The 25,101-nt window shown below is 43.5% G+C and carries 23 protein-coding genes; 10 read left to right on the top strand and 13 right to left on the bottom strand.

All coding sequences use genetic code 11. The annotated features are described in order from the left end of the window. The first annotated feature begins 7 nt into the window (after window positions 1–7). The 3 genes from BGP76_RS18675 (at window position 8) to BGP76_RS18665 (ending at window position 3,775) form a co-directional block, all read left to right on the top strand. Entirely contained in the window at window positions 8–589 is a 582-nt protein-coding gene (locus BGP76_RS18675; protein ID WP_119845819.1) for a DUF3347 domain-containing protein, read from the top strand. 64 nt (window positions 590–653) lie between these two features. Continuing rightward, entirely contained in the window at window positions 654–1,220 is a 567-nt protein-coding gene (locus BGP76_RS18670) for an AraC family transcriptional regulator (RefSeq protein ID WP_119845818.1), read from the top strand. A gap of 68 nt (window positions 1,221–1,288) precedes the next feature. Next, on the top strand, window positions 1,289–3,775 hold the full coding sequence (locus tag BGP76_RS18665) for a heavy metal translocating P-type ATPase (protein ID WP_119845817.1): 2,487 nt from the start codon (window positions 1,289–1,291) through the stop codon (window positions 3,773–3,775). A 62-nt stretch (window positions 3,776–3,837) separates the two neighbouring features. Here the strand turns inward: BGP76_RS18665 and BGP76_RS18660 are convergent, their stop codons facing one another. The 4 genes from BGP76_RS18660 to BGP76_RS18645 all read right to left on the bottom strand — a co-directional run bounded on the left by BGP76_RS18660 (window position 3,838) and on the right by BGP76_RS18645 (window position 7,235). Continuing rightward, window positions 3,838–4,113 carry a hypothetical protein gene (locus BGP76_RS18660; RefSeq protein WP_119845816.1) on the bottom strand — a complete coding sequence of 92 codons (276 nt, stop codon included), beginning with the start codon at window positions 4,111–4,113 and terminating at the stop codon, window positions 3,838–3,840. Window positions 4,114–4,179: 66 nt separating this feature from the next. Next, window positions 4,180–4,659 (bottom strand): PAS domain-containing protein, encoded by a 480-nt coding sequence (locus tag BGP76_RS18655; protein WP_119845815.1) that lies wholly within the window; start codon window positions 4,657–4,659, stop codon window positions 4,180–4,182. 47 nt (window positions 4,660–4,706) lie between these two features. Then, window positions 4,707–4,913, bottom strand: a complete 207-nt coding sequence (locus BGP76_RS18650; protein WP_147407521.1) for a hypothetical protein — start codon at window positions 4,911–4,913, stop codon at window positions 4,707–4,709. A gap of 570 nt (window positions 4,914–5,483) precedes the next feature. Beyond that, window positions 5,484–7,235, bottom strand: coding sequence for a T9SS type A sorting domain-containing protein (locus BGP76_RS18645; protein WP_158584339.1), 1,752 nt, complete (start codon window positions 7,233–7,235; stop codon window positions 5,484–5,486). 246 nt (window positions 7,236–7,481) lie between these two features. Between BGP76_RS18645 and BGP76_RS18640 the strand changes: the two genes are divergently transcribed. The 4 genes from BGP76_RS18640 (at window position 7,482) to BGP76_RS18625 (ending at window position 14,144) form a co-directional block, all read left to right on the top strand. After that, a complete protein-coding gene (locus BGP76_RS18640; protein WP_119845812.1) occupies window positions 7,482–9,155 on the top strand; it encodes a tetratricopeptide repeat protein in 1,674 nt (557 codons plus the stop codon). Window positions 9,156–9,332: 177 nt separating this feature from the next. Then, complete coding sequence (locus BGP76_RS18635) at window positions 9,333–12,071, top strand: TonB-dependent receptor (protein ID WP_119845811.1); 2,739 nt, start codon at window positions 9,333–9,335, stop codon at window positions 12,069–12,071. 21 nt (window positions 12,072–12,092) lie between these two features. Further along, a complete protein-coding gene (locus tag BGP76_RS18630; RefSeq protein WP_119845810.1) occupies window positions 12,093–13,073 on the top strand; it encodes a hypothetical protein in 981 nt (326 codons plus the stop codon). Window positions 13,074–13,079: 6 nt separating this feature from the next. Continuing rightward, complete coding sequence (locus tag BGP76_RS18625) at window positions 13,080–14,144, top strand: phytase (protein ID WP_119845809.1); 1,065 nt, start codon at window positions 13,080–13,082, stop codon at window positions 14,142–14,144. Between the two features lie 541 nt (window positions 14,145–14,685). On the opposite strand, the gene BGP76_RS18620 is transcribed toward BGP76_RS18625, so the two are convergent. The 3 genes from BGP76_RS18620 to BGP76_RS18610 all read right to left on the bottom strand — a co-directional run bounded on the left by BGP76_RS18620 (window position 14,686) and on the right by BGP76_RS18610 (window position 17,237). Beyond that, complete coding sequence (locus tag BGP76_RS18620) at window positions 14,686–16,482, bottom strand: NACHT domain-containing NTPase (RefSeq protein WP_119845808.1); 1,797 nt, start codon at window positions 16,480–16,482, stop codon at window positions 14,686–14,688. Between the two features lie 387 nt (window positions 16,483–16,869). Continuing rightward, window positions 16,870–17,067, bottom strand: a complete 198-nt coding sequence (locus BGP76_RS20645; RefSeq protein WP_221409909.1) for a type II toxin-antitoxin system RelE/ParE family toxin — start codon at window positions 17,065–17,067, stop codon at window positions 16,870–16,872. Continuing rightward, window positions 17,055–17,237, bottom strand: a complete 183-nt coding sequence (locus BGP76_RS18610) for a hypothetical protein (RefSeq protein WP_073122902.1) — start codon at window positions 17,235–17,237, stop codon at window positions 17,055–17,057. Before BGP76_RS18610 ends, BGP76_RS20645 begins: the two co-directional genes overlap by 13 nt. 508 nt (window positions 17,238–17,745) lie before the next feature. Between BGP76_RS18610 and BGP76_RS18605 the strand changes: the two genes are divergently transcribed. After that, window positions 17,746–18,708 (top strand): substrate-binding domain-containing protein, encoded by a 963-nt coding sequence (locus tag BGP76_RS18605; RefSeq protein ID WP_119845807.1) that lies wholly within the window; start codon window positions 17,746–17,748, stop codon window positions 18,706–18,708. 153 nt (window positions 18,709–18,861) lie between these two features. After that, window positions 18,862–19,239, top strand: a complete 378-nt coding sequence (locus BGP76_RS18600) for a hypothetical protein (protein ID WP_119845806.1) — start codon at window positions 18,862–18,864, stop codon at window positions 19,237–19,239. Between the two features lie 43 nt (window positions 19,240–19,282). Here the strand turns inward: BGP76_RS18600 and BGP76_RS18595 are convergent, their stop codons facing one another. Beyond that, window positions 19,283–19,672: a RidA family protein gene (locus tag BGP76_RS18595; protein ID WP_119845805.1), complete on the bottom strand. Its 390-nt coding sequence runs from the start codon at window positions 19,670–19,672 to the stop codon at window positions 19,283–19,285. Window positions 19,673–19,763: 91 nt separating this feature from the next. Beyond that, complete coding sequence (locus BGP76_RS18590) at window positions 19,764–20,327, bottom strand: Crp/Fnr family transcriptional regulator (protein WP_119845804.1); 564 nt, start codon at window positions 20,325–20,327, stop codon at window positions 19,764–19,766. A gap of 259 nt (window positions 20,328–20,586) precedes the next feature. On the opposite strand from BGP76_RS18590, the gene BGP76_RS18585 reads away from it, so the two are divergent. Then, window positions 20,587–20,844: a hypothetical protein gene (locus BGP76_RS18585; RefSeq protein WP_073122907.1), complete on the top strand. Its 258-nt coding sequence runs from the start codon at window positions 20,587–20,589 to the stop codon at window positions 20,842–20,844. 157 nt (window positions 20,845–21,001) lie between these two features. Here the strand turns inward: BGP76_RS18585 and BGP76_RS18580 are convergent, their stop codons facing one another. The 4 genes from BGP76_RS18580 to BGP76_RS18565 all read right to left on the bottom strand — a co-directional run bounded on the left by BGP76_RS18580 (window position 21,002) and on the right by BGP76_RS18565 (window position 25,012). After that, a complete protein-coding gene (locus tag BGP76_RS18580) occupies window positions 21,002–21,682 on the bottom strand; it encodes an ABC transporter ATP-binding protein (protein WP_119845803.1) in 681 nt (226 codons plus the stop codon). Then, complete coding sequence (locus tag BGP76_RS18575) at window positions 21,670–22,596, bottom strand: hypothetical protein (protein ID WP_119845802.1); 927 nt, start codon at window positions 22,594–22,596, stop codon at window positions 21,670–21,672. The genes BGP76_RS18580 and BGP76_RS18575 overlap by 13 nt, the downstream gene beginning before the upstream one ends. Window positions 22,597–22,735: 139 nt before the next feature. Continuing rightward, complete coding sequence (locus BGP76_RS18570; RefSeq protein WP_147407520.1) at window positions 22,736–23,896, bottom strand: carboxypeptidase-like regulatory domain-containing protein; 1,161 nt, start codon at window positions 23,894–23,896, stop codon at window positions 22,736–22,738. A gap of 189 nt (window positions 23,897–24,085) precedes the next feature. Continuing rightward, on the bottom strand, window positions 24,086–25,012 hold the full coding sequence (locus tag BGP76_RS18565; RefSeq protein ID WP_119845800.1) for a hypothetical protein: 927 nt from the start codon (window positions 25,010–25,012) through the stop codon (window positions 24,086–24,088). Window positions 25,013–25,101 lie beyond the last annotated feature (89 nt).

The raw sequence follows: 25,101 nt of genomic DNA, 5'->3' as shown, positions 1-25,101 counted from the left end.
CAAAAACATGAAATATAATCAAGCAATCGGCTCCATTCTACTTGCAGCAAGTATAGGGCTAAGTATATCCGCCTGTGGTGACAAAAAATCAGAAAGTAAATCCAGCCACAATGATCATGACATGACTGAAATGGAAGGCATGAAAGATATGAATGAAGAAAACGTCGAAACGACAGTTGCTACCCCCATGATCACCAAAGAATCTGCACAACAAGTACTAAGTGCATACCTATCCATCAAAGATGCACTGGTCGAAACAGACGGTACTACGGCCAGTACAGCAGCGACGACTATGATCCCTCTATTGGATGGTAGCGACGAACTTAGCCTCAGGATCAAAGTAAATGCAGATTATATCGCAGCGACCAACGATGCGGAAGTACAGCGCAGCGCATTCAACAAACTCTCTGAGGACATCTACACCCTAGTAAAGTCTACAGAAGCCAACGATGCTCCTCTCTATCGCCAGTACTGTCCCATGGCAATGGACAACCAAGGAGCCTACTGGCTCAGTAGTGAAAAAGAAGTGCTGAACCCCTATTTCGGTGACAAGATGCTCCGATGCGGATCAGTCAAAGAAGAGATTTAAACCACACCCACCTCCTAGCAGTATCTCTACGGCTAGGAGGATTTTCTCCACAATCACAACTCAAATGCCCCAAACCCTTCACATCAAAAACATGGTCTGTCCCCGATGCATTGCTTCGGTCAAAGACATCATGTCCAAACTAGACATCCCATCTATACTGGTGACACTGGGCGAAGTGCAATTAGCCATTGACCTAAGTCAAAAACAGCATCAGCAGTTGAGTGAAGCTTTGGAGACCGCTGGTTTTGAGTTGATACAAGACCCTAAGACGAAACTAATCGCACAAATCAAAGCCATCATTATTGAAAGCATCCACTTATCCAATAAGGCATTGCATGTCAATTTTTCTACACTACTCTCGGAAAAACTCCACCATGACTATGCTTCATTGAGTCGGTTGTTTTCTGGATCAGAAGGCATCACCATCGAAAAATATGTATTGACTCAGAAGATAGAACGGGTCAAAGAACTCCTCTTCTACAATGAACAGACCCTTTCTCAAATCGCCCATGACATGCACTATAGCAGTGTGGCGCATTTGTCGAGTCAGTTCAAAAAAGAAACAGGCATGACACCCAGTGCATTCAAAAAGAGCAACAAGCCTGGACATACCTCACGAGAGACCATCTAGTCTAATCCTGTAAGCATTAATCAAAATGATGTAAAGCACGTGCCCGCAAAAACCACGACCTTTGCCTCATGACAAAGCAATACTTTATCTCTGGAATGACCTGCTCGGGCTGCCAAGCCCATGTAGAAAAAACACTAGCCCAAGTCGAAGGTGTATCCTCTGCGACAGTCGACCTGACCAACAAAACAGCCCAACTAGTAACAGAAGCACCCTTCGAGGCATTAGAATCAGCCCTAAAGGGCTCTAACTACTCCATCCACAAAGAAGCTCCTTCCGAATCTCTCGCCCCCCTACCTCTCATCAAAAAGAAGAAAACCGAAAAGGGCACATACTACTGTCCCATGCACTGTGAGGGAGACAAGACCTACAACCAATCAGGTGACTGCCCAGTATGCGGAATGGACTTGGTCAAAGAAGCCGACAACCATTCCTCTTCTACACAGTACACCTGCCCTATGCATCCTGAGGTGGTCAAAGACGAACCAGGCTCATGCCCTAAATGCGGCATGGATCTCGTACCCAAAGAAGTAGACGAGTCAGAAGAGAATAAAACCTACCAAAAACTCTTGAAAAAGCTTTGGATATCCTGCGTCTTTACGGTCCCCATTTTTCTGATCGCTATGTCTGATATGATCCCTAACAATCCGGTTCTTGATCTGATGCCAATGAAAAACTGGAGTTGGGTACAGTTCGCGCTCTCGTTACCTGTCGTATTTTATACCTGCTGGATGTTTTTTGTACGCGCCTATCGATCTATCCTGACTTGGAACCTCAACATGTTTACCCTCATCGGCATAGGCGCTGGTGTGGCATGGCTGTTTAGTGTGATGGGATTGCTGTTTCCAGAGGTGTTTCCAGCGCAATTCAAAACAGCCTCTGGTGCAGTACACATGTACTTCGAAGCTGCTACGGTGATCCTTACGCTCGTGATGCTCGGACAAGTACTAGAAGCCCGCGCCCACAGCAAAACCAACTCGGCAGTCAAAGAGCTTCTAAAACTCGCCCCCAATACTGCTACCATCATAGAGGATGGAAAAGAACGTTCCATTGCCATAGATGAAATCAAAGTGGGCGATCTACTCCGCGTGAAGCCAGGAGAAAAAATCCCCGTAGACGGCATGATCACAGATGGAAAATCCACCATAGACGAGTCCATGATATCAGGAGAACCTATCCCTGTAGACAAAACGGTAGAGGATCAGGTCAGCTCCGGCACCATCAATGGACAATCCTCCTTCGTCATGAAAGCAGAAAAAGTCGGTGCAGACACCCTGCTATCTCAAATCATCCACATGGTCAATAGTGCAAGCCGTAGCAAAGCTCCCATCCAAAAATTAGCAGACAAAATCTCTGGCTACTTCGTCCCTACAGTTATCGGGATCGCGGTACTGACCTTTGTGATCTGGATCATATTCGGTCCAGAGCCTCGGTTGGTATATGCTTTTGTCAATGCCATCGCCGTATTAATTATCGCCTGTCCATGTGCGCTGGGGCTCGCTACCCCCATGTCCGTCATGGTCGGCGTGGGCAAAGGCGCAGAACTCGGCGTACTCATCAAAGATGCCGAATCGCTAGAACGCATGAACCAAATCGACACACTCATCATAGACAAAACCGGTACTGTGACAGAAGGAAAACCCTCTGTAGAATCTATCTTCGCTGGATCTGCAGACTACTCCGATCAGGACATAACACAAATCGTCGCATCGGTCAACCAGCAAAGCGAACATCCCCTCGCTCAAGCCACCTTACACTATGCCGAAGCACAAAACATCAGTACACGGGAGATCCAAAATTTTGAATCCATCACTGGCATGGGCGTCAAAGCAACACTAGACGAAAAGACAGTGTGGGTAGGCAATGATAAACTGATGGAAGAACAAAAAATTGACTGCCCCGAACAACTCATGAGCCAAGCGCAAGAACAACAAGCCAAAGGCAAAACCGTCCCTTTCGTTGCGGTAGATGGCTTGCTCATCGGCTATGTCGTCATTAGCGATGCGATCAAGTCCAACAGCCACAAAGCCATCAAAGAACTGCAAAAATTAGGCATAGAAGTCATCATGATGACCGGGGACAACTCATACACTGCCCAAGCAGTGGCAGAGGAGTTAGGGCTAGATGACTACCAAGCCGACTGCCTACCTCAGGACAAACAAGATAAGGTCAAATCACTACAAGAAGAAGGCAAAACCGTGGCTATGGCAGGAGACGGGATCAACGATGCGCCAGCCTTAGCTTTAGCAGACATCGGGATAGCGATGGGAACAGGTACAGATGTCGCAATAGAAAGCGCTGCGATTACGCTAGTCAAAGGTGATCTCCATGGTATCGTCAAAGCCAAACATCTCAGTCAAGCTGTAATGTCCAATATCAAACAAAACCTCTTCTTCGCTCTGGGATACAATACACTCGGCGTTCCCATTGCAGCAGGATTACTCTATCCATTTTTTGGGCTATTGCTCTCGCCCATGCTAGCCGCTGCAGCCATGAGTTTCAGTTCCGTATCAGTCATAGGCAATGCCCTACGCTTACGATCACGTTCGATTGACTAAAGACACAAAAAAAGCGTAACTCCTCCGAGTTACGCTAGCCTGGTAAGTGTAGGCTTTCACTGTTAGCATCTTTGCATCATCTGTAACTGTCCTAATAGCAGCTGCTTTTGAAAATGATTTTCAATCGAAGGACTTTGGGCTTGTTGAGAAAACTCATTGACCTTGCTAATAGAACCCAACACATATATTTGAACCTTCTCTTTTACACTTTGTGATAATTTCTCAAACGCTCCAATAAACCGAGTTCCATCTAGATCTGGCATATCCAAATCCAACAAAAATGTCATCTTCGACACACCAAAAGCCTGTGATGCGATGAAGTACAATGCATGATCCATTGTTGACATAATGTATATCGACGCACTTCGACACGATTTCATTGCCAGTAACTTACACCACTAATTTTATTTTTCGATTCCTTCCCTAACAAGTTGCGTGATCCCCAAAATCCCCAATCGCTCTCCTTTACTATTAAGAACAACCTTACCTTTTTGAATAATACGTCTTCTCTCTCCCGATTGTATCACGATATCATGCTCTACTTCGAAACTACCCGCTAAGCTGAGTTGAGATTTGATAGCATCCACTACTGATTCCAACTGACTAGGCTCAACATGATATGCAAATAACTCCATCGTTGGCTCTACTTTATACGGTTCATATCCATACAGAATATACAAACTCTCAGACCAAGCAAGTGTGTGCCTTTCTAGATCACCATTTTTGGTCAGAGAAATTTCCCAGGTACCTGTCCCTTCCATTTTTTCCACCTCATAAAACCATTGGTTTTCTATATTGACTAATGCCAACTGAAACTCTTGCCAGTTGCTTAACGCTCGTTTCGAGCGAGACTCTTTGGCACTAAAGGGCTGGTTATTCATCATTTTTGAATTAAGGTTGAAAAAAGAGTCTAAGGTTGGCTACACGAATATTACATCATCGTGTTAAATGTGTTCTGCATGTGATGGTTATCCATGTCTATCTGATTCTGAGAATCAGTATCGGGAATTTCATTCACTTCTACTGCGTGTCTATTGATGTTCTCTGAACCATGCGTACTGTCGCTTTCGGATGGAAAAGAAAAACCTTTAGAAATAGATGAAATTGTTTTGGAGAAAATGAGTTTAAAAGATTTCATATCGACTGTGTTTTTGTTTTTAATTATGATCAAACTTAGCACGGATATGAAAGCGAAAGGGAACAAGACGGTGAACGACATCTTTTTCTCGTTCAATGAAATATTCAGCCCTTGGTCGCTTGTCTAACGGTCTGGTTTTAGACATAGAGGCCATCCTATTATACTGATTAGCAACATAAACATGGGTTTAGTAGCCGCATAAGCTAAGATGGGACTACCAATCAGAATGACACTGGACGTATCAATATGTTATTTAGGAAACAACAATGTGCTCTTCTCAGACAAGATTATAATCTTTGATGTAGAATGGGCTTTGTGATTTTTCAACTTCAACACAAGGAGGTGAATACTTACAATACGCGTTTTTGAGAAGTCTTCAAAATAAGCTTTGATACCTGTCAAGGTTTGACTAAACCACTATAGGCTGAAGTACCATACTTGCATGTCGGCAAAGGCTGTGATTTAGTAAAAAATGAAATGTCCTACATTGCCTCCCTACCTACCACAGGCAAGTAGACTAGTTTTAGACAAAACACACTTAAGGATCTATGAATGGAAATTTAGCATCATCTACCTCACTAGCAAGCGAAGGGTATTCGTCTGCCCCATTGCATTAAGTACCTGTACTAGATAGTAGCCTGAGTCCAAACCTACCAGGTCCACATCTGTTGTACTAGCCGCATACCTAACCTTATCTCCTGTCAAATCATATAACACAATTTCTTTGACAATATGTCCATCCCAATTGACACGCACTTGATCCATCGCAGGATTAGGATAGCACACTGGCTCTTCTCTATTATGTTCTCCTTTCACACTAATGATATCAGAGTATTCATACTTCCCATCATAGTCTACTTGACGCAGACGATAATATACCGACAGGCCTGCCGACCCACTATCCATGTACTCATAGGTAATCGTAGACGAAGAGTTTCCATGCCCTGCAATAACTGCTATCACATCCCAATTGTCTCCATCTATGGTTCTTTCTAATTCGAAATAATCATTATTGGTTTCACTAGCTGTAGCCCACTGGATCAAATTTCCGTTTCCTTCAGTGCTCGCCTTCATAAACAAATAAGTCACGGGCAATGATGTTTCTATTGCATATTGAAAAGACACTCGGTTTTCACCAGATCCTTCATAGTACTCTAACACCATATCATAAGCACCATTTAGTTCTACATTGACCGCATCTACAGTTCTATAGCCATGGTTGCTATAATCATCTATGATATAAGTTGCTCCCCCATCCAAACTCAAACGGACACCATCATCTCCTCCAATGGTCAAGGTATACTCACCATGCTCAAAAGTCTTTCTCATCTTAAATCGAACCGAAAAGCTTGTCGCATCTACATCACATCCCGTAGTATTGATAGCCCCATCAGCTCCTCCAAAGCTTTCATCAAAAATATCGGTCTCAAAGATTTCTCCTCTATAGTCTGTCATAAAATCATCCTGCCCATCGTAGACATAACCAATCCAACTCTCGTCCCCGTAAGTCACCTCATCTCCAGCAGGCTCTTGTCCTTTGATTGTCAAAGTATTAGAATATACCGTTACCCCTCCCGACTCGGCACTTCTACGATAGTACAAAGTGCCACTAACTCCAGCTGGGGCATCATAATTTTCAGTATTGCTCAAAGGAATATCTGACCATGTCACCTCATCTACAGAAGTCTGCCACAAATAGACAGGCGCCAATTCTGAGATAAATTGGGCGGCAATATTACTGGTAAATGGGTCTGGATCCACTGCGCCAAACTGACAAATATCTTGATCTGATCCAATCTCGCCTCCAGATTGATCCCCTAAATAATCAATTTGAATAGAAAATCGATTTCCTCCCGACGCTTCGAAATAATCGAATACCAGATTATAATTTCCATCTAACAGTATTTCGGTATAGCTCTCTCTATATGCATGCGTACTAAAATCACTAAGAACAAAGCTCGATCCACCATCTAAACTCAACCGAACACCATCATCTCCTCCAATAGTAATTCGATAAATCCCTCTGGTATAAGTTTCATTCATTTTGAGCCGAATAGAAATCGTTTCTGCTAAAATATCAGTACAAGAGTTGGTGTCAAATGTACAATTGTTGCCCCCACAAATATCAGTATCGAAATTAGATGTAGTAATCGAATACCTCCCTCTAAAATCAGTCGTGTAATTTTGCGTCCCATCATATACATAAGCGATCCAGTTCCCTGAACCATAATCGGTTTGGTTGCCTGTCCCAGTACACTGAGAATACCCTTGGTAGTGGCCTAGAACCATAAATAAACTAAAGATGAGATGCTTGCTTTTCATAGTCTTATAATTTAGAACTCGATCCAAAAATAGACCAGCGTGATTTACGCTTGAGTTTAGAGAGTTCAACGGCCGCATTTTCTCGTTGAATAGTAGATTCATGTCGTCCAGCGTATTTGCTACGACTTCATAATCACAACAAATTCATAACATAGGCTTTTCCTCCAGTACACACTAGAAAGGTACGTTTGTGGATTATTGGCGTGCATTTATCTCCTAGGAAATGACGCTTTGGATTCCGTGATTATGTCAATTCGTTCTACATTATTTGCCTTTGTTTTGCCCTTGCTTTTGGGTGCATGTCGTCAGCACTCTCATGATCTCCCCACTAACACAGCCGTAGATCACCTGCTGCTTCAGGTCGAGACACACCCCGCTCTCAACCGAGACAGTTCACTGTTCATGACACGGAGGGCATTGATTCTCTCCGAGGAGCTTAACTACCCCTATGGCATAGCGCGGAGTAGTCATTTGCTGGGTAGCATTCTGTACAAAATCGGCAGCCTAGATCTCGCCATCAATCACCTTCACATTGCTATTCACCAGTATGAACTGCTAGACGATCCACAGCACCTCGCAGAGGCGACCAGTATGATCGGGCAGGTCTACCTCCGCTCTGAGAATTATCAACAAGCACTTATTCATCTCCGAGAGTCGATGGCGCTCTTTACACAGATGAATAACCATACCGGCGAGGCGCGCATACAAGGACAACTGGGACATCTATTCGAAAAAACGGAACAGTACGATTCGGCACTTTACTATCAGCAAATGGCGCTCGACTATTTTGAGCAGCGCATGGACTCTGCTGAATTGGCTGCTATCTACGACAACATCGGCAGCATCTATGAGGATCTAGAGGTCTACGACGAAGCGTATCAGCACTTTGTGAAAGCCTATGATTTTAACCAAGCCCTCGGCAATATCGATGAGGCCATCGTCAACCTAAACAATATCGGAGACACCTATCGTAAACGACAACAATACGACAGTGCTATTCACTACACGCGTATCGCGTGGCAGCAAGCCACCCTCCAGCAAAATCAGTATCAAGTCCAATCTGCTGCACGAGATCTATCGATCATTTACCTAGAGACAGGACATGTAGACAGTGCCTACTATTTTCTCGATCAGAGCTATCAACTCAACGAAACCATATTCGGTCATGAGATCGCCAAAAAAATCGCCAATGCGCAGACTATTTTTGACTTGGAAAAGAAGCAACAAACCATACAACTGCTCGAAAAAGAAAAGTCGCTGACCCGAAAAGTCACTTTAGGAGGAGCCATCGGTTTGGCTATCCTACTTCTGCTGGTCGCCTACATCTCCTATCAGCGTGTGACGCGATCTGCCAAAGAGAGAAAACTACTGCAGATCGAAAACGAACTCAGCAAATCAGAACTCATCAACGCCCAGCTCAATGAAGAAAAACTCAGGACAGAGCTGGAAAACAAACGTCTCCAAGAGACCCAATTACAAATGGATCTGGAGATGAAAAACAGCGCACTGAGTCGATCTGCCCTCCACCTGATACAGAAAAATGAATTCCTAGAAACACTGCGAACCAACCTCAAAAAAATCAAGAAAAGCCAAAAGGAAGACGTCCACCAAAAGATCAGTAAACTAACCAAATCCATAGACCTCAACTTCAACATGGACGAAGACTGGGAAGAGTTCGAAAACATATTCCAACAGATACACACCGAGTTCTTCGATCAGCTCAGAGCCAAACACCCTACACTCACCAACTCCGAAGTGCGACTTTGTGCCATGATTCACATCAACCTCCACTCTCACGAGATCGCATCCATCCTCAGTATATCTAGCGACAGCCTACGAATCGCACGCTATAGACTCAGAAAAAAACTCGGATTGGAAAAAGGTGAAAATTTATACAACTATATCGTCAGCATAGGTTAACGCATCGGTAACATGTAACCCACTGAAAAACTGATACTTAAAAAACCATGTTTACGTTTTGATGCCTTGATTTTTAGACTCGTTGCTATTTTGTTGATCCCGCTATTAACACCCAATTCATACTAGGAATGATTATTTGCCGAGTCAAATAATTCGATAATAGTCAACTATGAAATTATGAAAAGAATACTTACAGTCATCCTATTTAGTCTCATCGGACTATGCGCATACGCCCAAGAAACGGTCGTACGTGGCGTCATCACCGATGGAGTCAACGGCCAGCCTCTGCCTGGCGCGACCGTACTGATAGAAAACAGCACACAAGGCACGATTACAGATGTCAATGGCGAGTTTACACTCAGACTTAAATCAGGCATCAATTCGCTCGTGATCAAATATCTGGGCTACAAAGATTTCGTCACGGAAGTCGATCCTGCACAGACGAGCCAAGTGGAAATACAACTGAGTGAGCTAAATCCAGAACTACTAGAAGTGACGGTCTACGGATCGCTACAAGGTCAGCAGAAAGCGCTCAATCAGCAAAAAAATGCAGGCAATATCAAAAACATCATTGCCGCAGATCAGATCAGTAGATTCCCTGATCCTAACGTCGCAGAGGCGATACAGCGCATGCCAGGGGTCACGCTACAGCGCGACCAAGGTGAGGGGCGTTATGTAGTCGTCAGAGGTCTAGCGCCTCAGTTTACCAACATCAGCATCAACGGCGAGCAGATCCCGTCTCCTGAAGCAGGCGTACGTTTCGTCGCATTGGACGCAATACCCGCGGATCAGCTATCATCGATAGAGGTCTCCAAAACACTCACGCCAGACATGGACGGAGATGCCATCGGTGGATCGGTCAACCTGGTCACACGAAAAGCAAAAAGCAGCAATACCGAAGTGCAAGGAACCCTAGTAGGGGGCTACAACCAACTGATGGGCGAGCCCAACGGCCAAGGGTCACTCCTAATCGGAAAAAGGTTTGGTGCCAACGAAAAACTCGGTGTATTGGTCAATGGTAGCCACTTCTACACAGACAGAGGCTCTGACAACTGGGAACGTGACGGGGACGAAATGGAACTAAGAGACTATGCCCTGCGCAGAACGCGTAGTGCGGTCAGCGGTACAGTGGACTACCGATTCAACGAAAACAGTGAGGTCTATCTCCGAGGAATCTACAACACCTTCTCAGACAGAGAGCATAGACGCAGATATAGTTTCATTCCTAATGTGGACGACTCTCCATTCGAAGACCATGAAATCGAACGCTCTACCAAAGACCGGTTCGAACGTCAGGACATTACGAGTTTCAACCTAGGCGGCAAGCATGTCCTTCCAGGTTTTTCGGTAGACTATGAGGTTTCTTATGCTACAGCTGTCCAGGACACCCCATTCGACTATGAGGTCACTTTCATCGGAGAACCGGATGCATTGGCTACAGATTTTTCTAATGCTGATTTCCCTCAGTTCACGACCAATCCAGCGTTCGACTATCTCGACAACAGCAACTATGAATTCGACGAACTAGAAGCTGGAAACACCTACGCCAAAGATGAAAACATCACAGGCAAAATCAACATTGGCATTCCCTACCAACTCGGTGAGCACAGCGGGATTTTGAAGTTCGGTGGAAAATACCGAAACAAAAACAAGAACCTAGAAGTCGTCAACAACAAGTTCGGCTGGGCTGGAGGAGATGTTTCCTTCGAAGGACAGTCTGGTGACTTCACCTTAGAAAAATTCGACGGAGGACTCGTCGATGACAATTTCCTCGGAGACAGATACACCCTAGCTGCTGCCGCGGACATGGACAAAGTCGTGCGATTCTTCAATGCCAACCAGTCAGGGTTCGAACTGGAGGTCGAAGACAAGCTCGTCGATGAGAGCGTCGAAAGCTACGAAGCGACAGAGAACGTCATGGCAGCCTACTTGATGACAGACCTCACGATCCATAAACTGCAGATAGTCGGTGGGGTACGTTTCGAACAGACCAACGTCGATTACCAATACCACACGGTACTCTTCGACGATGAAGGTGACCTAGAGGAGATCATAGACGAAGAGGGCAAAACAGACTACACTTTCGTACTGCCACAAATCAACTTCAGATACGCGATCAGTAGCCTGACCAACCTCAGACTCGCAGCGACGACTTCTTATGCCAGACCAAACTTCGAATCCATCGTACCTGCACAGGAGATCAGCATCGGAGACAGAGAAGGCACCATCGGAAACCCCGACCTAAAACCTGTCTCAGCGATCAATCTTGACTTCATGGTAGATCACTATTTCGGAACGGTAGGCATCATCTCAGCAGGCGTCTTCTACAAAAAATTAGACAACTTCATCTACAAGCGTCGATTCGAAACAGATACTTACGAAGGAATTGATTTCGGAACGGACGTAGACCTGACACAGGATGTGAATGGACAAAATGCCAACATCGCGGGGATAGAGCTTTCTTATCAGCAGAACATGACCTTCTTGCCTGGCGCACTATCAGGACTAGGCATCTATGCCAACTATACCTTCACCGCATCATCCGCTACACTACAGGACAGATCTGGGATAGACGAAAGTGAAGAAATCAACCTACCCGGTCAGGCGACTCACGTCGGTAACCTGAGCTTGTCATACAACCTCAAAGGGTTCAATGTCAGACTCTCTGGCAACTATGCCGGTGCATACATCGAAGAGTTAGGTGCTGATGCAGAGGAAGACCGCTCCATCAAAGGCCGTCTCCAAGTAGATGCCACAGCCAGCTACCAAATCAACCAGCACTTCAACGTATTCGCGGAGTGTCTCAACATCACCAACGTACCTTTCGAGGCATACGTCGGAGGTGACGAAAGCCAACTCGTACAGCGCGAATTCTACTCTTGGTGGTCTAGAGTAGGTGTGAAATTCAATTTGTAAATCGACTAAAGAAATTAAATCATGAAGATCAATTATATATTACTCCTAGCAGTGGCAGCACTATGGAGCGCATGTTCGCTCGATGAGCCAGAGGTCCAAATTCAAGACAATGACTTCCCCTTTCGTCTACAGATAGACGAAGAAGGAGCGGATTTGGCGGATGCCGAAGACTACAAAGTAGAAATCTCCTTTGCAGACTATCTCGGTGAGCTACCGAGTGCTGCGATTACCCTGACCTACGAACTGTCAGGCGAAGGGGACTTTAGCGGCGCTGTGATCGACGAAATCATATACGAGTACGAAGAGGACGACTGTGTATTCGAACGGGAGATGACTTTCACAGATCAGACCATAACGGTCCCCGTAGATGCAGACCTAGGCACCGTACCAGAAGCATTCGAAATCGTCGTACTGATGAACGAAGCAGAGATCGACGCGTCCGACAGTGAATTCGAACTCATCATCACAGGTATCGAAACCACAGACAATGTCCTATTCAGTGATGCCAATACCTTCGCGTATGAAATCCTAGACAATGATATGGCCGGAGAGTGGATACTAGAACTCACGACCGAAAGTGAATTCCTTGACTTCCAAAATCTATTTGGGACGATCTCTACGGATCTAGCAGCGCTTACCTTTGCTGAGATCACTGGCGAGGTAAAATTCGAGTATGCGTTCGAAGAGATGAAAATAGAAATCGAACGGGTCGAAGAAGAAGAAGTCACCGAATGCGAAGAAGGTGAAATCGAAACGGAGATGGAAAACCTCATCATCGAAATCGAAGCAGACTATGATGCCGAAGACGGTGAGATCACCTATGAAGGATCCTACTTCACTGAGGACGCAGAAGAGTTCGATTTCATCATCGAAGCGACGTATTCGTCTGACGCTGATGATGAGGTAGTGATGACTTTCACATCCATCATAGACGAAGATCACTTCGAGTCAGGGGACGAGCTTTTCACTGGCAACACTTCATTCACACTCATCAAAGACTAATTTATCATGCAAAAATATATTTCAATCCTACTATTAGGACTAGCTGCAGCCTGCAGCCAGCCCCAGTCTAACACCCCTCCTACGGTTATCCAGCCCAAATACATCACCGATCCTGTCAATTTTGACAGTGACGACCCGGCCATATGGATGCACCCGACCGACCTGAGCCAGTCTCTCATACTCGGTACCGACAAACGCGAAAATGGTGAAGGAGGCGTATTTGTTTTTGATCTGAAGGGAAAAGAAGACAGCACACGACGGATCACAGGAATCGACCGTCCCAACAATGTCGACATAGCCTATGGGTTTCGCATAGACAGCACGACGACTGTCGACGTAGCGGTATTCTCCGAGCGTGGCAAAAACAGCATCCGCGTATACAGCCTACCAGACATGCAACCCATCGATGGGGGCGGCATCCCCGTATTCGAGGATAGCCCGAGCAGAGATGTCATGGGCGTGGCACTGTACCAACGTGCCGCTGATGATTCGCTATTTGCCATAGTCAGCAGAAAGGGAGAGAACTCCCCTACCGATGGCTACCTCTACCAGTACGCACTCTCCTATCAGGACAGTCTCGTACAGGGTAGGCTGGTACGCAAGTTTGGTCAGTTCAGCGGAGGAGACGGAGAGATAGAAGCCATCGCAGTAGATCACCAGTTAGGCTATGTCTACTACTCAGATGAGCTATTTGGGATCAGAAAATACCATGTAGACCCAGCCATGGGCGATGAACAACTGGCAGTATTCGGCACGGATGGTTTCACCGAAGACCGTGAAGGCATCTCCATCTACCAGAGCGCTGACTCCACAGGTTATATCTTGGTTTCGGATCAGCAAGCCAATGCCTTTCGTGTATTTCCTAGAGAAGGCACCATTGACAACCCACACGATCACCCTCTGGTCAAAAGCATCCCTGTATCTACCCACGAAAGCGATGGATCAGAGGTCTCGCACCTAGCCTACAACGAAGACTTCCCGAGAGGGTTTTTCGTCGCTATGTCTGACAACAAGACCTTTCAAATCTACGATTGGCGCGACATAGAAGCGGCGCTTTTGGATAGTAAATAAGAATACTTTTTCATTCTGAATCAGGTCTACGGACCGCACTAAGCCTTCTCTCACGAGAAGGCTTTTTTATGTCAAAAAAAACAGAATACACAGCGGCTGTTAGCGAATCTACCGCAAGCTGGGAAAAGTAGAAAAATACGTTTTGGAACCTTCCGCAGACTTGCAGAACGCAGAAAAATACGTTTTTGGACTCTCCGCGGACTTGCGGAAGCAGAAAAATCAATTTTTGGACCTTCCGCGAGCTTGCGGAACGCAGAAAAACACATTTTTGGACCTTCCGAAGACCTTCGGAGAGTAGAAAAATGCATTTGGGCGGTTGGGAGTATCGCCGCCTTGGTTGTTTTAGGTCTTGGTGCAGAGAACGGGGATTACAAATGCCTGAAAGATTTCAGCCGCATTAGGAAATGTGTCTGAGGGAGGGTAGCGACTAATTAAATGAGTATGCGCCCCACTTGCATGAAGCACAGAAGTTTCTGTTTCGAATTGTCCTATCAAATTGCTCGGTTCGCATATTCATTTTTAGTATCTGTTATGTAGATTTTCATTTAATCAAATATTCAAAGATTCTGTCATTCGTGTTCTGAATTTCTGTGTTGAAATGTAAGAGGCAACTCTTGTAAATTCTGTCAACATCAATGAGAGTTGCTTGCGATTTAAGAAGATTCAAGTCCAAATCTTTTTCCCCTGATATAATTTGAAGATTATAGGTTTTTCTTCCATGATTCGATGGGATATTCATGAGGGTCTCGAGTACTGCTTTACTTCCACTTAACTCAACGGTCCTGGGAAATTTTGGCAAGAGAATCTTAATTGGTTTTGACTGCTTCGCAATCAATTTGAGTAGTTTAATTCTGGGGTTTGAATTTCGAAATATCAGATTATAACCAGGGTTTTTGGTGATTTTGAACTCAGCGTAATATCGTAATAGAGCTTCGGTGTGCTTTCCCTTACCCTGAAGGTTCGAGAACTCATCAACTGCTTCTTGAAACAGAGGTATGGCCACCTCTCTAATTACCATTTGAGGGTTAATTGAAAATAACAGTTCAATGACATTATCCGTCTCAATATTTTTTAGCACATTATTTAAGAGAGTTCTTCTGCTTTCATGCTCTAGTTTCGATAAAAAAACAGCCGAGAGATACTCTTGAAATGAACGGTGTGTGAAAGTGTAATTCAATCCATCCATATGTAATAAACATATAGACCTTGTAAGATCGGTTAGCATAAATTCAGTTTCGAAATCTAGTTTAGTTAGTCTCTTAGATTTCTTAATGTATTCCACTGTCTGAGACTCTGAGAAAGCGAATGCTCTATCAACATATGATTGAATGGAGAATGCTTCGGCAACAACTTTTATGTCATATGGATTTAGGTTTGAAGAAAACTTTCTATGAAATTGTGATTTTGTGCTGTCATGCCTTACGAGCAAAGCTTCAAATGCACGTTCATAGAAAATATTCATTTTATCAGATAACGTATTATATCCAAATTCGTCATAGGTAATAAACATTATTGTTGTCAAAAGTGGATTAGAAAGGAAACTTTTAAACTTACTATAGATGTCATCAGTCCCTATCAATCCAGTGAACTTTGTTTTGATTTCTTCATTGAAATCGATTTTTTGAATTAGTTCGATTGATTTATCCTTGGTAAATGGGAGAAGCTTAATAATCCTGAAGTTGTCCCAATTAGCCAATCTTTCGTCAGGGCGGGAGGAAATCATTATTTTGAGCTTTCTGCATTCTTTAAGTAACTCTCTAAGTTGTAATTCTAGTCTATGCCTTATTTCAGGGTCAACTTCATCAAAGCCATCGAGAATCAGAATGAATTTGCCTGATTTAAACAAATCGATAATATGTTCACTATTAATATTTACTCCAGTCAATTTTAACTCATTCAATATGAACTCCCACAGAGTCAGTTTTGTGTTGTTAATGTGCTTTAGTTCAATGAATAGTGGGATGCCTTCCTTTTTTTTGACAAAGTGAAGATAAAGGTGCTTACAAAGAGTGGATTTCCCTAAACCTGCGGTTCCTTTTATTAGGATATTATTGTGCTTCTCAAACGGATTGAAGGTATTGAATGAAAAATATTCCTTTTTGTCCGTGTAGAAGTAAAACGGCGGTTCTACATAGATATCTGAGAGATTAGAAGGGCTATTCTTATTTATTAAGTTGTGAACGACAGAACAGTGCTTACATGTTTCTTCCGTATATGTTTTGAATGAACCTCTGAATTTGGATTTTAGCTTTGAATCCCATCCGCTTGTTAGGTTCGATATAGAGTCTAATGTAATTTCAATTGCTGACTTTAATAGAGTTTCGGTGAGTTCTTCCATTAGGTGGTCTTTATTCTACATAACAACCGAATATACGCAATGCACTTACCTTATAATATAAAGCGCACTGTACAATCGTTTAATAAGCGTTAAAAAATGTTTCTCTCTTCTTCTCGAATGATGCTGCGGGAAGCCGACTGCTGATCGGCTTGGATGGTTAAACTAATCTTTCCTTTTGACACTTCCCACACCCACTGGCAATCCCTTGGAATATTACAAAACGGTATTGGGTAGGTGCTAGATTGTAACAGTACGACGATCGGGAGCAGCCGATACGCACAAAAGCACGTTAGCGTCTGTTTAGTTTAGTAACTTAGCTCCATGCACGATTCTTAGAATCACTATTTGCTCTAATGAATAGATACGATACACAATTCGATACTTGTGTCAAATGAGTTCCCTCAATTCCTCATTCTGGAATTCAGGAACGACACGTCCAGATTGAGGAAATTCCTTGATTTGTTCGATCCGCCTAAAAACCCATTCCCCAAATTCTTGAGCATACCGCGGAGAGTCTTGCGCTATGTAATCGGTTATTGAATCAAGGTCGTTCCAGGCAGATGCAGCTAGAGTTATTTCGACCATTTAGAGTTGAAACGTTCCTTTGCAGCGTCTAGGGGGATAACCTTTCCTTCTTCTACATCTTTTAGTCCTTGTTCCACTTTTTCAACAAAGAGCAATCTGTCAATGAGTTCCTCAGTTGGGAATTCGTTGGGCAACTGTTCAAGGGCTTCAATCACTTTGTTCTTATTCATAGGATAAAGTTACAGAATTGACCGCTCAATAGGAAAAGGTCCGAATAGACCCTAATGGTAAGTATACGCAATGCACTTATCTTATATATAAAGCGCACCGTACACTCGTTTAATAAGCGGTTAAAAAAGTCGTTTCTCTTCTTCTCGAATGATGCTGCAGGAAGCCGACTGCTGATCGGCTTGGATGGTTAAACTAATCTTTCCTTTTGACACTTCCCACACCCACTGGCAATCCCTTGGAATATTACAAAACGGTATTGGGTAGGTGCTAGATTGTAACAGTACGACGATCGGGAGATGAAACCGCCCCTTCTTCGGACAGTTTTTCAATATTAAAAACTATCAATTATTCCTTGCTAAACCTTCGCTGTTAATTATGGTATACACGCAGAGTTTCCTATGTATTTTGCTATAAATTAATTTTTTCTCTCTAGATTTAGAATCCCGTCCCCCTTTATCTCTCCCGTACCCGGATTTGTAAGATTAAGAACGAATAACTATTGCAAGCATGAGAAAGATGATTATGACCTATTTGCTGCTGATATGCGGCATTCAGATGAGCATTGGGCAGGACTTAAAAATCGGATTATTATTTGACCAATTCGCTAGTGCGCGATGGGAAATCGACGCAGGATATTTAGAAAAACACTTCAACAGACTTGGTGCAGAATGTACCATCACAGTAGCACACTCCAGTTTTGACAAACAAGTGAGCCAAGCGAAAGAGCTCATAGAGCAAGGCGTAGATGCCCTCGTAGTGATCGCTGTAGATGGCGCCCACAGTCAGCCCATTTTGGACATAGCGAGCAAAAACAACGTACTCGTAGTGGCCTATGACAGGCCCATACTCGATGACCGTGTCGATCTATATGTATCCTACAACAATCTGGAAGTAGGTAAAAAACAAGCACAGTCAATGGTGGAAAATGTACCTGAAGGCAACATCATTCTGATCAATGGCCCTGTTGCAGATGTCAATGCCATTCAGTTTAGAAAAGGTCAACTGGAAGTCCTAAAGCCTTATGTAGACGCAGGAAAAATCAAGATCGTAGAAGATATCGTGCTAGATAGCTGGAACGAAATGGAAGCACTGTTAAAACTACATGAGTTGTCTCCAGACTTTAGCCAAATAGACGGAGTGATCTCAGCAGTCGACTGGTTCAACAATGCCATCGCAGAGTACCTGGGTAGCAGCGAGCCACTCAAAAAGATTTACACGACTGGGCAAGATCCAGTTAAAAGTGTCGTGAACAAAATAGAAAATGACATTCAAAATATGTCTATTTATAAACCTATCGAATCACTGGCTCATAAAACAGCTGAACTTACCCTAGCAAAAATCAACGGAAAGAAAAACCTCAAACTACACACCATTCAGATTGGCGAAAACTCTTTTGAAGGCTACCTGTTCGATCCTATTGTTTTGAACAAAGACAACATCAACGAGTACAAAGCGCTACTCAAAGAATAGATTACATCTATCGTATGATTAAAAAGTCGCCATAACTCTCCTAGAGTCATGGCGACTTTTTAATTTCTACGCATCTTTTTTCTATAGAAAACATGATACAGTTGCCCATTTTGCGAATTCGGTGTAAATTATGAAAGACCAAATAACCAAATCATGTCCATTTCTCAAATTACCCACAGAGGCAAAAAGATAGTCTTGATAGACTACTCCAAGTGCAAAAACAAACAAGACATGCTCCAACTCGGTAGCGAGGTACCTGATTATCTCATCGATCTACCCGAAGAACACTTACTCATACTGTTTGACTATACGAATGCACATGGCAGTTCAGAATTTATGAAACAAGCCAACGAAAGCAGAGAACGTGTCCTTCATCACAAGACGACCAAGAGTGCTGCCATCGGCATCACAGGTATCAAAAAAATCCTCCTCAAAGGCTACAATGCCCTCAGTAGCAATGATGGTATGCAACCCTTTGACACCAAAGAAGCTGCACTCGAATATCTGCTAAAGAATGAGGATGGAGATTAATTAGCCCCGTAAAATCTACTTCTCTTGACTTTCATATCAAGGTCTATCGTACCACAGTAGCTTCCAGCTCGACGGTCAACGTGTCAAACAAAGACTGAACCTCGAGCAGCGTACTGGCCTGCTTGATACCATGTACTGCAACCCAATCCTGAAAGACATCAAAGCAACCCAACAATTCTTCGGCAGAGGTAGTGTAAATATTCAACCGGACAATGCCACTGGGTTCATAACCCGCCTCACGGATCACTTTTTCCAAGTTAGCAATTGCCAATAGCAATTGACTCCTCATGTCTTCGACACTTGATCCCCCATGCTCATCGACTGCTGCCTGTCCCGCTACATAGAGTACGGCTTGTGGTTGTTTGATTTCTACGGCCTGCACATAGCTTCGTGCATCTTGCCATTGCCAAGGGTTAATGACTCTCTTTTCCATTTGTATTTCGTTTATTGGTGAATTACAAAACTGGAGCGCAAGGCTCAACTCTACCTGTGACCTACGTCACAATTACAAAAAAGACTAGAGTCTAGGAGGACAACCGGCTCAGCGTTTCGCGTGAGACACCTAGATACGAAGCGAGCTGTGTTTTGGAGACGCGCTGCAGCAAACTCGGATACTGAGCCAGTAACTGGTCGTAGCGTTCCTTGGCGCTGAGAGTCATCAGAGACAAGATTCGCTGTTGAGAAGCGATGAATCCTCTATTGGATTTTTCAAGAAGAAACCGCTCCATCTTAGGCACTTCCTTGCGGAGTTTCCGATAGTTGTCAAGTGACAAGCACAAAACCACCGTCTCTTCTAGGCACTTCAAGGACATGCTTGCTGTCCCTCTGTCAAAGTAAGCCATAAAGTCACTCTCCCACCAATCCTCCATCGCAAAAGACACGATGTACTCACGAGCCATGTCATCCGTGTGTATTAGCTTGAGCAGTCCTTGACCTACATAATAGGCATAATCTACGCGCTCACCTTTTCGAAAAACGTACTGACGCTTTTTGAAAGTTTTGACCGTAAAATGTTCGAGCACCACCGAAAACTCCTCAGGGGTCAACTCCACTACACGGTCGATTTGTTTCTTTAGCTGCTGCTCCATCCAGCACATAAAAGTAAACCAAACTGCGAGGATGACAGGTGTCCCATCCCACTAGTCTTCAAAAGAATTAAGCCTATAAAAAGAAATCTGTCATTGCTAGACTTGCTCCGATCCAGTGACAAACGGATGAAGACCTGTAAAGAAGAACGACTCGATTCTCATCGCTTATGGTGTGATTGGTTTTATTGATGAACTTATTCTGCATACATCCTCCTTCGTATCTAATATTGCAACACGATAATAACAAAGCAATACAGACATGAGACTACCGATTATAAAACACACATTGGAATTCGTCAAAGAAAACGACGAGGATTGGGTACACGAGACCATCGAACTGCTGGAGCATTTGGCGGATGCCAAGGGAATCAAAGACGAAGAACTCGAAGTGATCGGCGAACTCCTCTCCAACCTATACGGCAGCCTAGAGGTTCACAAAGAAATCAAAAAGGGAACTGCAGAAAAAGACGCACTCAATGGCTTCATGAGTCGTGTGATGGGCTCTATCGGGAAGTAAATTCTGGTATAGAGTAGTTGGTATTTAGTAACCTGACAGATTTCAACTCTGAAAAACCTGTTAGGTTTACTTTCTTTACGCCCACCTCTGCACTTACTCCATATAGGGTTGGCTGGTATTCATGGTTGAAATTTAATCCTAAAAACCTAATGAAGAGCTACCGAATCCCTAGCCCTTTCACGCTATCCCGTATCAGTTCCCTCTTGATGACGGCTTCTATTTCTGAGAATTTTTCTTTCCCTACGCTATGTTGAAAAGCCCCACGCTTGAGGAAATGAATGTAATCACAACTATCACTCAAAGTGGAGAATATGTGTGAAGAAACAATGACGGCCTTACCCGCAGTCCGAAGCTCAGCCAATATATCTATCACCAGCAAACAACTTTGGTAGTCCAGACCATTGAAAGGCTCATCGAGAACATAGAATGCATTGCCTTGTAGTATGACACCCAGCAAAGCCAATTTCTTTTGCATCCCTGTGGAGTAGGTATCTGCATAACTATTCAAGGGCAAATCAAATATATTGGATCCATCAAAGTCGTCCCGATCAATCCCTCTTGCTAGTAGCACCAACTTCAAATATTCACTCCCCGTTATTTTGGTAATCATCGGAGGGTTAGCGGGTAAAAAACCGATGGATTGCTGTACATCAGGCACATAGTCAACAGACCCACTGTACCCCTTTTTGAATCCTACCAAACTTTCAAAGAGTGTAGTTTTACCCGCGCCATTCTCTCCAACTATGCCATGAACCTCCCCAGGTTTCACTTCGAAACTCAAGTGATCCAATACCTGTTTGCTCCCATAGCTGACTGACAAATTTTCTACTCTGACCATAGCGTACTTGTTACATTTTTGAGCGCCTTGGCGTATATCAGCGGTATCAACACCAATAGTAACGGAGGCATAAAGAGACAACATACAAACAAAATTGATTTGAGGACATCCAGCCCACGATGCAGATAGGCGTACTTGATCAACATCGCAAGTATGATATACAACAAACCGAGTACGACCACCGCTACTACTCCCAAATACATCTCAGAAAAACCGATGAATAGAACCATACAAATCGGAACGATCAGTATCATGGTGTTGATCAACAAAAAGCAAAGCTTCTGCCTCAAATACTGCTGAGCCGATCCTGCAAAATTCCAAACGTAATATCTAGGCTCGGTGTACGAATAAAACCCAAGGATCAGCAGCAAAACAACCGACAGAGAAAACAGGCCAACATTAAAATTGTCCACATAAACAGAAACCAAGGAAAGAGTGAAGGACAAAACCAGCACAAGGTACGAACGCCTAAATCCAATCATGAACTCAAAGGGTCTTTGAGCAAAAGGAGTTGGTACGACCCTTGAACTAAACACTGGCGAGAAGCTCTTCACAGAAAGCAACCACGTCATCACTAGCAAGCCTCCTATCTCTAAGTAGCCTCCATAAAAGCCCAAAAACAGCACAAAGGGAACGGTCAAAATAAGTCCGATGAAAACCCTGATCCAAAACACCTGTCTGTGCGCCATCTGCATCAAGAATCGCTCATTGGGTTTGATGGCACTTACGACAAAAACGCCCAGCCCTACATAGATCATCTGCCCATGCTCCACTTGCTCCAAGAGCAGCAAGGATACAAAAGCAAACACCCCTATCAGTAATACATAAATGACCATCGGATGAATACCCGCCTCACGGACATAGCGATTCGCTCTTTTGGTTTGTAGAAGGAGGTAGAAATTAAAGAAACTCAATACATCAAATAAATTATTCTCTGCAAATATATTGTAATGGAGCTCCTTAAACGTTAACCTGCACTAATACAGCCCAGCCTAGGTTATGGAAATTGCCCCTATTCCGACTTATCTCCACGAGACAAACCAGTCCCAATCTTCATTCTTGGCACTGAGGGCACTCTGCTTCTTTGGTGGCCAAAACAAGATCGTCATCCAGTTTATGCAGTACTGCATCAGGTAATTCTTCCAGTCCAAGACTGTCTACCTGTTGGACGAAAGTACTGCTATAACTACTGGCATATTTCACATCACGGTACTCTCGTAGCGCATTCATATCCTTTTCCTCTTTGTCCAAATAATACCGATCTATGACATAGAACTCATGATACCACTCTACCGTTCGATATTCCTTTTCAGATTTATGTTTGAACCGTAGTTTTCTATACTCAGAGACCCTATTCATGTTATCATACCCATTGTCCATGAGTTGCACTGCCCTCGGTCCATATAGCTCTGAAAATATATGCCTTTCGAATATTGACCTGTAGCCAAACATCTTTTTCACTTTCAGTCTCTCGCTATAGTTGATATCTACATCCAAAGAGGCCATGTTCAAAGTGGGTTTAGAAACGATCTCACCGATAGAGTCCTCCTCATCTAGTATCCATGCCTTCAGATCAGCGTCCTGTAACTGGATATCAAAAGCATTGGAAACGCTTTTGATCCGTGGACAATCCCGTAAAAAAGGAGGCCCAAAACTTTCTTGCTTCATGTTGAAAGCCCTGCTCTTTTCCTCTTCTAGCATTTTCAAATCCTGAAAAGTCCTGTGCTCTAGCACTTCTACGGGAGCCAATTTTTCTCCCCCTCCATTGGCAGGAAAGTAGTAATTCACAAATCCATCTGAATAATACTTTACTTTATTATCTTCTAACTCATAACTTCTAAAATAACCGTTCAAGACAATGAACTGCTCCGCTTTCTTCTTATCTGGAACTGTTTCGGACGAACTAACCACCACTTCCCCCAGTGTAACTGGCAGGAGTAAAACCTGAGCGTCAGTCACCGAAATCCTAACAGCCTTGCTTGTATAAGATACATGCTGGATAGTCCCCGAGAACTCCGACTTCCCGTTCAAATCAATCCAAATCAACCCGTTGCGATCGGTCACCCCGACGATTTCATTACCCGTGCCTAACACATGCGCATAGGGAACCGTCTCTCCCGACAGAGAATCAAAAATCGTTAGACTAAGTTGAGCAGTAGACGACCACCAGATTGGCAACAGCAGCAATAATAAAAGTACTTTTCTTAAAATCATATTGTTTTAGTTTGACTCATGGTAATATGATATGCGTGATAAACATACCAAAGTATCAACAGTAAGTTGCGATTGATTAGAACAGCTGCTAGGTATCAATTGCATCAAAAACACTTTCTTCACGAGAGACCTCCCTTGTTTACCGATTGATCCTTATTGATGACTACCCCATGATTAGTAGGAAAGGGGTCACTGATACTCTCGGAGTATGTTATCTGGATTAACGTGTACTTTTTCAACTTGTCCTTGCTTATCAAATAGTACTCCATCAGAATAGGCGTAGAATTCAAACTCTCTAAAAAAGTCAACGTCTAATGGTATTATTGCATCTTCGTCAACCCCTAGCTTATTCAAAAAGCTTCTGTTCTTTTCAATAGCCAATCTTTGACCATGAGCCACCAACCGTACTGCAATGTCGTCACTCAAAGCATTCAATTCATTCAGTTTAGGAATCGCCTTTAAACAAGGCGTACAAGTGTTAGAATAATAATAGAGATAGGTCTTTTTGCCCTTGATTGCCAAATCTTTGCCCTCTATCACTCTTTCTGTAAATGTCTCTTTGAATGCATACTTAGAAATATCAAATGAAAAATCAATCACATCACCCAAAGTAGACGAATCATTAACTACCATCAGCTCTACTTCTAGACCATCATCTGATATTTTAATTAGTTTAAAATTTTTATCATCTACCTTAATATTCACATGGTTACCAACAATATGGTCCAGCCCAGCTATATGCGTTAGCAAAGAATCCGTATTGTGTGGCACTACAAAAAGTCTATCTATGTCTAGGTCATTATACCTCCCGTTGTTGTCATAATCCACCAAAGCAATTTTAAAGTCCACGCCATATGGGTTTTCAAATACTCCACCTCTGAACCCCATCATCCGTACCTTCATCTTCTCACCATGTGAGCCATTCATCGCAAAATTTAAAGTCTGGCAATCCGACAAAAGCGAATCTCTACACCAGTCTATACCAGCTGCTGATATAAACTTAGGCTTGAGCGTAATATTTTTCAAACACTCATCCATATTCACTATGTACACTTCAGAGCGATCACAAGAAGCAATCGTGATTGTAACAAATAGTACTAAAATATTATACCTCATAATCGTCTATATAATAAGGGTAGAAAAACTACCCTTATACCTTTTAATAACATTCATTTCCGATCATCGAGTGGCACGATCCAGTCTCA

Source organism: Reichenbachiella sp. MSK19-1, from assembly GCF_003590315.1.
Classification (GTDB): domain Bacteria; phylum Bacteroidota; class Bacteroidia; order Cytophagales; family Cyclobacteriaceae; genus Reichenbachiella; species Reichenbachiella agariperforans.
Note: the sequence above shows the minus strand (reverse complement) of the source record. Positions and strands in the feature narration are given on the sequence as shown.

What these genes read in the sequence shown, in the direction of transcription:
- BGP76_RS18675 (WP_119845819.1), top strand. Translation starts at nt 8, where the DNA reads ATGAAATATAATCAAGCAATCGGCTCCATTCTACTTGCAGCAAGTATA.
- BGP76_RS18670 (WP_119845818.1), top strand. Translation starts at nt 654, where the DNA reads ATGCCCCAAACCCTTCACATCAAAAACATGGTCTGTCCCCGATGCATT.
- BGP76_RS18665 (WP_119845817.1), top strand. Translation starts at nt 1,289, where the DNA reads ATGACAAAGCAATACTTTATCTCTGGAATGACCTGCTCGGGCTGCCAA.
- BGP76_RS18660 (WP_119845816.1), bottom strand. Translation starts at nt 4,113, where the DNA reads ATGGATCATGCATTGTACTTCATCGCATCACAGGCTTTTGGTGTGTCG.
- BGP76_RS18655 (WP_119845815.1), bottom strand. Translation starts at nt 4,659, where the DNA reads ATGATGAATAACCAGCCCTTTAGTGCCAAAGAGTCTCGCTCGAAACGA.
- BGP76_RS18650 (WP_147407521.1), bottom strand. Translation starts at nt 4,913, where the DNA reads ATGAAATCTTTTAAACTCATTTTCTCCAAAACAATTTCATCTATTTCT.
- BGP76_RS18645 (WP_158584339.1), bottom strand. Translation starts at nt 7,235, where the DNA reads ATGAAAAGCAAGCATCTCATCTTTAGTTTATTTATGGTTCTAGGCCAC.
- BGP76_RS18640 (WP_119845812.1), top strand. Translation starts at nt 7,482, where the DNA reads ATGTCAATTCGTTCTACATTATTTGCCTTTGTTTTGCCCTTGCTTTTG.
- BGP76_RS18635 (WP_119845811.1), top strand. Translation starts at nt 9,333, where the DNA reads ATGAAAAGAATACTTACAGTCATCCTATTTAGTCTCATCGGACTATGC.
- BGP76_RS18630 (WP_119845810.1), top strand. Translation starts at nt 12,093, where the DNA reads ATGAAGATCAATTATATATTACTCCTAGCAGTGGCAGCACTATGGAGC.
- BGP76_RS18625 (WP_119845809.1), top strand. Translation starts at nt 13,080, where the DNA reads ATGCAAAAATATATTTCAATCCTACTATTAGGACTAGCTGCAGCCTGC.
- BGP76_RS18620 (WP_119845808.1), bottom strand. Translation starts at nt 16,482, where the DNA reads ATGGAAGAACTCACCGAAACTCTATTAAAGTCAGCAATTGAAATTACA.
- BGP76_RS20645 (WP_221409909.1), bottom strand. Translation starts at nt 17,067, where the DNA reads ATGGTCGAAATAACTCTAGCTGCATCTGCCTGGAACGACCTTGATTCA.
- BGP76_RS18610 (WP_073122902.1), bottom strand. Translation starts at nt 17,237, where the DNA reads ATGAATAAGAACAAAGTGATTGAAGCCCTTGAACAGTTGCCCAACGAA.
- BGP76_RS18605 (WP_119845807.1), top strand. Translation starts at nt 17,746, where the DNA reads ATGAGAAAGATGATTATGACCTATTTGCTGCTGATATGCGGCATTCAG.
- BGP76_RS18600 (WP_119845806.1), top strand. Translation starts at nt 18,862, where the DNA reads ATGTCCATTTCTCAAATTACCCACAGAGGCAAAAAGATAGTCTTGATA.
- BGP76_RS18595 (WP_119845805.1), bottom strand. Translation starts at nt 19,672, where the DNA reads ATGGAAAAGAGAGTCATTAACCCTTGGCAATGGCAAGATGCACGAAGC.
- BGP76_RS18590 (WP_119845804.1), bottom strand. Translation starts at nt 20,327, where the DNA reads ATGGAGCAGCAGCTAAAGAAACAAATCGACCGTGTAGTGGAGTTGACC.
- BGP76_RS18585 (WP_073122907.1), top strand. Translation starts at nt 20,587, where the DNA reads ATGAGACTACCGATTATAAAACACACATTGGAATTCGTCAAAGAAAAC.
- BGP76_RS18580 (WP_119845803.1), bottom strand. Translation starts at nt 21,682, where the DNA reads ATGGTCAGAGTAGAAAATTTGTCAGTCAGCTATGGGAGCAAACAGGTA.
- BGP76_RS18570 (WP_147407520.1), bottom strand. Translation starts at nt 23,896, where the DNA reads ATGATTTTAAGAAAAGTACTTTTATTATTGCTGCTGTTGCCAATCTGG.
- BGP76_RS18565 (WP_119845800.1), bottom strand. Translation starts at nt 25,012, where the DNA reads ATGAGGTATAATATTTTAGTACTATTTGTTACAATCACGATTGCTTCT.